Genomic DNA, 9684 nt, shown 5'->3' with positions numbered 1-9684 from the left:
GCTAACCGAGTTCCTTCGTCAGGTTGTCGGTGATCGAACCGAGGAACTCCTCGGTGGTCTGCCAGGGCTCGTCAGGTCCGATCAGCATGGCCAGGTCCTTGGTCATCTGGCCACCTTCCACGGTGCCGATCACCACCTCTTCCAACGTCTCGGCGAACGCGATCACCTCGGGGGTGTCGTCGAGCTTGCCGCGGTGCGCCAGCCCGCGGGTCCAGGCGAAGATCGAGGCGATCGGGTTGGTGGAGGTGGGCTTGCCCTGTTGGTACTGGCGGTAGTGCCGCGTGACGGTACCGTGCGCGGCTTCGGCCTCGACGGTCTTGCCGTCCGGGGTCATCAGCACCGACGTCATCAGCCCAAGTGAACCGAAACCCTGTGCGACGGTGTCGGATTGCACATCGCCGTCGTAGTTCTTACAGGCCCAGACGTAACCGCCCTCCCACTTCAGCGAGGCCGCGACCATATCGTCGATGAGCCGGTGCTCATAGGTCAGCCCCAGCGCGGCGAACTGGTCGGCGTACTCCTCGTCGAAAATGCGCGCGAACTCGTCCTTGAACATCCCGTCGTAGCCCTTGAGGATGGTGTTCTTGGTCGACAGGTAGACCGGAAACTTCTGTTGCAGCGCGTAATTGAACGTCGAGCGGGCGAAGTCCTCGATGGACTTGCGGAAGTTGTACATCCCCATGATCACGCCGCCGTCCTCGGGGATGTGCACGACCTCGTGCACCATCGGCTCACTGCCGTCGTCGGGGGTGAACGTCACGGTGAACGTGCCCGGGCGGTCGACCTTGGCGTTGAACGCGCGGTACTGGTCTCCGAACGCGTGCCTCCCGATGATGATCGGCTTCGTCCAGCCCGGCACCAGCCGCGGCACGTTCTTGATGACGATCGGCGCACGGAAGATGGTGCCGCCGAGAATATTTCGAATGGTGCCGTTGGGCGAGAGCCACATCTGCTTGAGGTTGAACTCCTTGACGCGGGCCTCGTCGGGGGTGATCGTCGCGCACTTGACCCCGACGCCGTGGCGCTTGATGGCCTCGGCGGCCTCGATGGTCACCTGATCGTCGGTCGCGTCGCGGTGTTCGATGCCGAGGTCGTAGTAATCCAGGTTCACGTCGAGATGAGGCAGGATGAGTTGGTCCTTGATCATCTTCCAGATGATCCGCGTCATCTCGTCGCCGTCGAGTTCGACCACCGTGCCTTCGACCTTGACCTTGGACATATGCGTCACCCTACAAGGGCGACGCATATGCCAGAGGTCTGTAGCGACCGTTACCGACCGGTAGCTTGTGGCGACGCGACAGGGTCAGGCTGTGGCGCCCTCGAGCACCGCGTTGAACGTCTCGCTCGGCCGCATCACCGCGGCGGTCTTCTCCGGATCCGGGTAGTAGTAACCGCCGATGTCCACCGACTTGCCTTGCACCTCAGTCAGTTCAGCCACGATGGCGTCTTCGTTGTCCGCCAGCGTCTTGGCCAGCGACGCGAAATGGTCGGCCAGTTCCTTGTCCTCGCTCTGCTCGGCAAGCTGCTGCGCCCAGTACATGGCCAGGTAGTACTGACTGCCCCGGTTGTCGAGCTCACCCGCCTTACGCGACGGGCTCTTGTTCTCCTCCAACAGTTTTCCGATCGCCGCATCGAGGGTGTCGGCCAGCAGCGTGGCGCGCTTGTTGTCGGTCTTGCGACCGAGGTCTTCGAAGCAGGCGCCCAACGCCAGGAATTCGCCCAACGAATCCCAGCGCAGATGGTTCTCCTCCACCAGCTGATGCACATGCTTGGGCGCCGATCCGCCGGCACCGGTCTCGTACATACCGCCGCCGGCCATCAACGGCACGATGGACAGCATCTTGGCGCTGGTACCCAACTCCAGGATGGGGAACAGGTCGGTGAGGTAGTCGCGCAGGATGTTGCCGGTCACCGCGATGGTGTCCTGCCCGCGGATCAGCCTCTCGAGCGTGTACCGCATGGCCCACACCTGCGGCATGATCTGGACGTGCAGGCCCTCGGTGTCGTGGTCGGCGAGGTATTCCTTGACCTTCTTGCGCAACTCGACCTCGTGCGGACGCTCGGTGTCCAGCCAGAACAGCGCCGTCATCCCCGATGCGCGGGCCCGCGTGATGGCCAGCTTCACCCAGTCGCGGATCGCCGCGTCCTTGACGATCGGCATCCGCCAGATGTCACCGGTCTCGACGTTCTGCGTCATCAACACCTCGCCGGTGTCGATGTCGACGATGTCGGCGACACCGTCCTCGGGGATCTCGAACGTCTTGTCGTGGCTGCCGTACTCCTCGGCCTGCTGGGCCATCAACCCGACATTGGGCACGGTGCCCATCGTCGTCGGATCGAACTGGCCGTGGGTCTTACAGAAGTTGATCATCTCCTGGTACATCCGGGAGAACGTCGACTCCGGGTTGACCGCCTTGGTGTCCTTGGTTCGGCCGTCGGCACCGTACATCTTGCCCCCGAGCCGGATCATCGCCGGCATCGACGCGTCGACGATCACGTCGCTGGGTGAGTGGAAGTTGGAGATGCCCTTGGCCGAATCCACCATCGCCAGTTCGGGGCGGTGCTCGTGGCAGCGGTGCAGATCCTCGATGATCTCCTCGCGTTGCGAGGCCGGTAGCGACTCGATCTTGTCGTAGAGATCGGACAGGCCGTTGTTGACGTTGACGCCGAGTTCGTCGAACAGCTTCTGGTGCTTGGCGAAGGCGTCCTTGTAGAAGACCTTGACCGCGTGACCGAACACGATGGGGTGGCTGACCTTCATCATGGTCGCCTTGACGTGAAGTGAGAACATCACGCCGGTCTTGTAGGCGTCCTCGATCTGCTCCTCGTAGAAGTCGATGAGCGCCTTGCGGCTCATGAACATGCTGTCGATGATGTCGCCCTCGTCGAGCGCCACCTCGGGCTTGAGGACCGTTTCGCCATTCTTGGTCTTCAGCACCATCTTGACCTTGCGCGCGCGGTCCAGGGTCATCGACTTCTCGCCCGCGTAGAAGTCGCCCTTGCGCATGGTCGCGACGTGGGTGCGTGACGCCATCGACCACTCCCCCATGCTGTGCGGGTGCTTGCGGGCGTACTCCTTGACCGCCTTGGGTGCGCGCCGATCGGAGTTGCCCTCGCGCAGAACGGGGTTGACCGCACTACCCAACACCTTGGCGTAGCGCTCCTTGATCGCCTTCTCCTCGTCGGTTTTCGGGTCGCCCGGGTAGTCCGGCAGGTCGTAGCCCTTGGCCTGGAGCTCCTTGACGGCCGCCACCAGCTGGGGCACCGAGGCGCTGATGTTGGGCAGCTTGATGATGTTGGTGTCCGGGTGCTGGGTGAGTTCGCCCAGCCGGCCCAGGTTGTCGGGCACGCGCTGGTCTTCGGTGAGGTGGTCGCCGAACTCGGCGAGGATGCGCGCGGCCACCGAGATGTCGCTGGTCTCGATGTTGATGCCGGCCGGCTCGGTGAACGTGCGGATGATCGGCAGAAAGGCGTAGGTGGCAAGCAGCGGCGCTTCGTCGGTCAGCGTGTAGATGATGGTCGGCTGCTCGGCGCTCATGTGATGTTCTCCCGGCGTCTTGTCAAGGTGGAAAGCTTCGCGTTGTGACGCGGCTTTGCGTTCGCCTCCAGTATTGCTTTGGTCACGACGCCACGTAGGAGGCAGGGGGTCCCCGGCGGCCCGGCCCGCGGGTTCGCCGAACCAAACTGGCCCCGGTCAGGGGCATGAGATAGGCTTTCTGTCGGTCATGAGTACCAGCGTCAAGCCCCGGCTCGCTGGTCGGCAACCCTCCAACCGCGGTGGGGTGCCCCGGGTGATGACCAGGTTGAGTAACCGCTGAGGCGCGGCTACCGGCAAGCGCGGGTCCGTTGTGACGGGCCCCCAGAGAGACAGGTGGAGGTCCGGCGTGCGCAGTTGTCGCTAATGGCTGAACACGACCCCTTAGACAGGCTTTGACCAGGCTTTGTCCAGCCCATCACAGCAGGAGAGTCCCTTGAGCACTGACAACCAACCAGAAGACGATCCGACGACCCGATGGTCGTTCGAGACCAAGCAGGTCCATGCGGGTCAGGCACCCGACGGCGCCACCAACGCGCGCGCGTTGCCGATCTACCAGACCACCAGCTTCACCTTCGACAGCACCGAGCACGCCGCCGCGCTGTTCGGGCTCGCCGAGCCCGGCAACATCTACACCCGGATCATGAACCCCACCCAGGACACCGTCGAGCAGCGCATCGCCGCGCTCGAGGGTGGGGTGGCGGCGCTGTTCCTGTCGTCGGGTCAGGCAGCGTCGACGTTCTCGCTGCTCAACATCGCCCAGGCCGGTGACCACATCGTGTCCAGCCCCCGGCTCTACGGCGGCACCTACAACCTGTTCCACTACACGTTCCCGAAGATGGGCATCGACGTCAGCTTCGTCGAGGATCCCGATGATCTGGACTCGTGGCGCGCGGCGGTGCGGCCCGACACCAAGGCCTTCTTCGCCGAGAGCATCTCCAACCCCAAGATCGACATCCTCGACATCCCCAACGTCGCGGCCGTCGCCCACGACGCGGGTGTGCCGCTGATCGTCGACAACACCATCGCCACGCCGTATCTGATCCAGCCGCTGGCCCACGGCGCCGACGTCGTCGTGCACTCGGCGACGAAGTATCTCGGCGGCCACGGCACGACGATCGCGGGCGTCATCGTCGACGGCGGCACCTTCGACTGGACCAACGGCAAGTTCCCCGGATTCACCGAACCGGACCCCAGCTACCACGGGGTGGTGTTCGCCGAACTCGGCCCGCCCGCGTACGCGTTGAAGGCCCGCGTGCAGCTGCTGCGTGACCTGGGCTCGGCGGCGTCACCGTTCAACGCGTTTTTGATCGCCCAGGGCCTTGAGACGCTGAGCCTGCGCGTCGAGCGACACGTGCAGAACGCGCAGAAGGTGGCCGAGTACCTCGAAGGCCACGCCGACGTGGTCTCGGTCAACTACGCCGGCCTGCCGAGCTCACCGTGGCATGAACTCGGAAAGAAGTTGGCGCCCAAGGGCACCGGGGCGGTGCTGGCGTTCGAGCTGGCCGGCGGCGTGGATGCGGGCAAGGCGTTCGTCAACGCGCTGACACTGCACAGCCATGTCGCCAACATCGGCGACGTGCGGTCGCTGGTCATCCACCCCGCGTCGACGACCCACGCGCAGCTGTCCCCCGAGGAGCAGTTGGCCACCGGCGTCACGCCGGGCCTGGTGCGCCTGGCGGTCGGGATCGAGGGCATCGACGACATCATCGCCGACCTCGAGCAGGGCTTCGCCGCGGCCAAACGGTTCAGCTCGTCTGGGCCGACGGACCCGAAGGCCACGGCGGCGTTTTGATGACGGTCTTCGACGTGCCAACAACGGTCAGCCTGCCCGCCGAGGGCGAAATCGCCGTGGTGGACATCGGTCCGCTGACGCTGGAGAGCGGCGTCGTGATCGACGATGTGTCCATCGCGGTGCAGCGCTGGGGCGAGCTGTCGCCCGACCGCGACAACGTGGTGATGGTGCTGCACGCGCTGACCGGCGACTCACACATCACCGGGCCCGCGGGTCCGGGCCACCCCACCGCGGGCTGGTGGGACGGTGTGGCGGGGCCGGGCGCGCCGATCGACACCGACAAGTGGTGCGCGGTGGCCACCAATGTGCTGGGTGGCTGCCGCGGGTCGACGGGCCCGAGTTCGCTGCATCGCGACGGCAAGCCCTGGGGCTCACGGTTTCCCTACATCACGGTGCGCGACCAGGTCGAGGCCGACATCGCGGCGCTGGCGGCGCTGGGCATCACCGAGGTGGCGGCGGTGGTCGGCGGTTCGATGGGCGGAGCGCGGGCGCTGGAGTGGATGGTCGGCCATCCCGACACGGTGCGTGCCGGGTTGGTGCTCGCGGTCGGGGCGCGTGCCACCGCCGACCAGATCGGCACCCAGAGCACCCAGGTCGCCGCGATCAAGGCCGACCCGAACTGGTGCAACGGCGACTATCACGGCACCGGCCGCTCGCCGCTTCTCGGGATGGAGATCGCCCGCCGCTTCGCGCATCTGACCTATCGCGGCGAGGCCGAACTCGACAGCCGGTTCGGCAATGACCCGCAGGGCGACGAGGACCCCGCCACAGGTGGCCGCTTCGCGGTGCAGAGCTATCTGGAGTACCAGGGCAGCAAGCTGGCGGCCCGGTTCGACCCCGGCACCTACGTGACGCTGACTGACGCGCTGTCCAGCCACGACGTCGGACGGGGCCGCGGCGGGATCGAGGCGGCGCTGCGGGCTTGTCCGGTGCCCGCCGTGGTCGGCGGCATCACCTCGGACCGGCTGTATCCGCTGCGGCTGCAACAGGAGCTGGCCGATCTGCTGCCCGGCTGTGCCGAACTCAACATCGTCGACTCGATCTACGGCCACGACGGCTTCCTGGTCGAACTCGAGGCGGTCGGCAAGTTGATCCGCAAGACGTTGGAGCTGGCCGCGAAATGAGGGCGCGGTGACCCGCAGTCGGCAACGCTCGCTGTCGTTCGGCGCGGAAGCCGCGGCGTACGAGCGTGGCAGGCCGTCCTACCCGCCGGAGGCCATCGACTGGCTGCTGCCGGCCGGCGCGCGCGACGTGCTGGACCTCGGAGCGGGCACCGGAAAGCTGACGACACGGCTGGTGGAGCGCGGCCTGCACGTGGTGGCCGTCGATCCGATTCCGGAAATGCTTGAGCTGCTGCGAAATTCGCTCCCTGAGACCCCGGCGCTGCTGGGTACCGCCGAGGAGATCCCGCTGCCCGACGACAGCGTGGACGCCGTGCTGGTGGCGCAGGCGTGGCACTGGTTCGATCCCGAACTCGCGGTCAAGGAGGTCGCTCGGGTGCTGCGGCCCGGCGGTCGACTGGGGTTGGTGTGGAACACCCGCGACGAGCGGATGGGCTGGGTCAAGGAACTGGGTCGCATCGTCGGCCACGAGCACGACCCGTACAACAGCGAGGTGACGCTGCCCGAGCCGTTCACCGGGGTGCAGCGGCATCAGGTGGAGTGGACGAATTACCTCACGCCGCAGGCGCTCATCGACCTCGTCGCGTCGCGCAGCTACTGCATCACCTCACCGGAGAAGGTGCGCACCCGCACGCTCGGGCAGGTCCGCGAGCTGCTTGCCACCCATCCCGCGCTGGCCAACGCGACCGGCCTGGCGCTGCCCTATGTCACGGTATGCATCCGCGCGGACCTCACCTCCCGCGCCGAACGTTGATTACCGCGCGAGAAATCTGCGATTTCTCGCGCGGTAATCAACGTTCGCGCGCAACGGGGGTGTGCTAGCTGGTGCCCAGCGGGTCGATCGTCCACGCGATATAGAGCATCGCTGCGCTCACAGCCGCGGTGGTGGTGAAGTCGATGGTCTTGCTGCGCACCGCGAGCAGACCGGCGCGCTCGTCGGGAAGCACCAACCGCAGCCCCGCCGCGACGCCCACCCCGATCGCGATCACCAACGCGCCGCGCCGCCAGTAGCCCGCGATCACCAGCACGAACGCCGCGGCGAAGATGGCCCCGACCAGCCAGATCGGCCATTGCACCGCGAACACCTTGCGGATGAACTCCTTCGCGGTCACGTCCCGGCGAGAGCTTCCGCACGCTCGACGACGTTGGTGAGCAGAAACGCCCTGGTCAACGGGCCGACGCCGCCGGGGTTGGGGGATACGTGGCCCGCCACCTCCCACACATCGGGCGCCACGTCGCCGACCAGCTTGCCGTTCTCGTCGCGGCTCACGCCGACGTCGATCACCGCGGCCCCCGCACGCACCATCTCGGCGGTCACCATATGTGGCACACCAGCGGCGGCCACGACGATGTCGGCCTCGCGGCTCAGCTGCGGCAGATGCCGGGTCGCGGTGTGGCACAACGTGACCGTGGCGTTCTCCGAGCGACGGGTCAGTATCAGCCCCAGCGGTCTGCCGACCGTCACGCCGCGGCCGATCACCACGACGTGGGCACCGGCGATCTCCACCTCGTAGCGCCGCAGCAGGTGCACGATGCCGCGCGGCGTGCACGGCAGCGGGGCGGGCTCGTTGAGCACCAGCCGGCCCAGATTGGTCGGATGCAGACCATCGGCGTCCTTGCCCGGGTCGATCCGCTCCAGCGCGGCGTTCTCGTTGAGGTGCTTGGGCAGCGGCAGCTGCACGATGTAGCCGGTGCAGTCCGGGTTGGCGTTCAACTCGTCGATGGTCTGGTCGAGGGTGGCCTGGTCGACGTCGGCGGGTAGGTCACGCCGGATGGAGTTGATGCCGACCTTCGCGCAGTCCGAATGCTTTCCGCGGACATACGCGTGCGAGCCGGGGTCGTCGCCGACGAGCACCGTGCCCAACCCCGGTGTGCGGCCCGCGGCGGTCAGGGCCGCGACCCGTTCCTTCAAGTCGACGAAGATCTCGTCGCGCGTGGCCTTGCCGTCCAGTGTGATCGCACCCACGGGTCTCAGTCTGGCATGCTCACCCCATGAACACTCAGCCCAATGTGTTCACCCCGGCCAAGCTCGGCCCGGTGACGCTGCGCAACCGCATCATCAAGGCGGCCACCTTCGAGGCGTGCACCCCGGACGCGCTCGTCACCGACGATCTGATCACCTACCACCGCCTGCCGGCCGCCGGCGGGGTCGGCATGACCACGGTGGCGTACTGCGCGGTGGCCCCGGGCGGGCGCACCGACGGCTGGCAGATCTGGATGCGCCCGGAAGCCGTGCCGGGGCTCAAACGGCTGACCGAGGCCATCCACTCCGAGGGCGCCGCGATCAGCGCGCAGATCGGGCATGCCGGCCCGGTCGCCAACGCGCGCACCAACAAGGCCACCGCGCTGGCGCCGGTGCGGTTCTTCAACCCGATGTCGATGCGGTTCGCCCGCAAGGCCACCCGCGACGACATCCGCGACGTCACCGAGGCCCACGCCAACGCAGCAAGGCTGGCGATCGAGTCGGGGTTCGACGCCGTCGAGATCCATCTCGGACACAACTACCTGGCCAGCTCGTTCCTCAGTCCGCTGCTCAACCGGCGCAGTGACGAGTTCGGCGGTTCGCTTCAGAACCGCGCGAAGGTCGCCCGCGGCGTCGTGCGGGCGGTGCGTCAAGCCGTCGAGAAAGAAGGCAACCCGATCGCGGTGACGGCCAAACTCACCATGTCCGACGGGGTGCGCGGCGGGATCAGCGTCGAGGAGTCCCTGCAGACCGCGAAGTGGCTCGAGGAGGACGGCGGGCTGGACGCCATCGAGCTCACCGCCGGTAGCTCGCTGGTCAATCCGATGTACCTGTTCCGCGGCGACGCGCCGGTCAAGGAGTTCGCGGGTGCGTTCAAACCGCCGCTGCGCTGGGGCATCCGGATGACCGGCAAGAAGTTCCTGCGCGAGTATCCCTACCGCGAGGCGTTCCTGCTGCGCGACGCCAAGCTCTTCCGAACCGAGCTCAAGCTGCCGCTGATCCTGTTGGGCGGCATCACCAACCGCGAGACCATGGACCTGGCGATGGCCGAGGGGTTCGAGTTCGTCGCGATGGGCCGCGCGCTGCTGGCCGAGCCCGATCTGCTCAACCGTATCCAGGCCGACGCCGCGGTGCGGTCGATCTGCGACCACTGCAACAAGTGCATGCCCACCATCTACAGCCGCACCCACTGCGTGCTGACCGGTTCGCCGCTGGGGGTATGACGATCGCCGACACGGCACGGTGCAGCCTTGCCGCGGTATGACGACAG

General features: G+C 66.7%; 8 protein-coding genes and 1 riboswitch. Of the genes, 4 read left to right on the top strand and 4 right to left on the bottom strand.

Annotated features, from left to right (window positions below; genetic code table 11):
- Window position 1 precedes the first annotated feature (1 nt).
- Window positions 2-1219: an NADP-dependent isocitrate dehydrogenase gene (locus ABQE89_RS20185; RefSeq protein ID WP_448419865.1), complete on the bottom strand. Its 1218-nt coding sequence runs from the start codon at window positions 1217-1219 to the stop codon at window positions 2-4.
- Between the two features lie 84 nt (window positions 1220-1303).
- Complete coding sequence (locus ABQE89_RS20180; protein ID WP_448419863.1) at window positions 1304-3538, bottom strand: NADP-dependent isocitrate dehydrogenase; 2235 nt, start codon at window positions 3536-3538, stop codon at window positions 1304-1306.
- A gap of 183 nt (window positions 3539-3721) precedes the next feature.
- Window positions 3722-3844: riboswitch (SAM riboswitch) on the top strand.
- A 127-nt stretch (window positions 3845-3971) separates the two neighbouring features.
- Between ABQE89_RS20180 and ABQE89_RS20175 the strand changes: the two genes are divergently transcribed.
- From ABQE89_RS20175 to ABQE89_RS20165, 3 genes are read left to right on the top strand one after another with little or no spacing between them, the layout of a single operon-like run.
- The gene (locus ABQE89_RS20175; protein ID WP_448419861.1) at window positions 3972-5330 is read left to right on the top strand and encodes a bifunctional o-acetylhomoserine/o-acetylserine sulfhydrylase; all 1359 of its coding nucleotides are present in this window, start codon (window positions 3972-3974) and stop codon (window positions 5328-5330) included.
- On the top strand, window positions 5330-6454 hold the full coding sequence (gene metX, locus ABQE89_RS20170) for a homoserine O-acetyltransferase MetX (protein ID WP_448419859.1): 1125 nt from the start codon (window positions 5330-5332) through the stop codon (window positions 6452-6454). Before ABQE89_RS20175 ends, metX begins: the two co-directional genes overlap by 1 nt.
- 7 nt (window positions 6455-6461) lie before the next feature.
- Window positions 6462-7205 (top strand): class I SAM-dependent methyltransferase, encoded by a 744-nt coding sequence (locus ABQE89_RS20165; protein WP_448419857.1) that lies wholly within the window; start codon window positions 6462-6464, stop codon window positions 7203-7205.
- A gap of 64 nt (window positions 7206-7269) precedes the next feature.
- Here ABQE89_RS20165 and ABQE89_RS20160 read toward each other — a convergent pair whose 3' ends face one another.
- Both ABQE89_RS20160 and ABQE89_RS20155 read right to left on the bottom strand, forming a co-directional pair.
- Window positions 7270-7563, bottom strand: a complete 294-nt coding sequence (locus tag ABQE89_RS20160) for a DUF3017 domain-containing protein (RefSeq protein ID WP_448419855.1) — start codon at window positions 7561-7563, stop codon at window positions 7270-7272.
- Window positions 7560-8417 carry a bifunctional methylenetetrahydrofolate dehydrogenase/methenyltetrahydrofolate cyclohydrolase gene (locus tag ABQE89_RS20155; protein ID WP_448419853.1) on the bottom strand — a complete coding sequence of 286 codons (858 nt, stop codon included), beginning with the start codon at window positions 8415-8417 and terminating at the stop codon, window positions 7560-7562. Before ABQE89_RS20155 ends, ABQE89_RS20160 begins: the two co-directional genes overlap by 4 nt.
- A gap of 26 nt (window positions 8418-8443) precedes the next feature.
- On the opposite strand from ABQE89_RS20155, the gene ABQE89_RS20150 reads away from it, so the two are divergent.
- Window positions 8444-9637, top strand: a complete 1194-nt coding sequence (locus ABQE89_RS20150) for an NADH:flavin oxidoreductase (protein WP_448419851.1) — start codon at window positions 8444-8446, stop codon at window positions 9635-9637.
- Window positions 9638-9684: the final 47 nt, after the last annotated feature.

The organism is Mycolicibacterium sp. XJ1819 (assembly GCF_053483675.1).
Note: the sequence above shows the minus strand (reverse complement) of the source record. Positions and strands in the feature narration are given on the sequence as shown.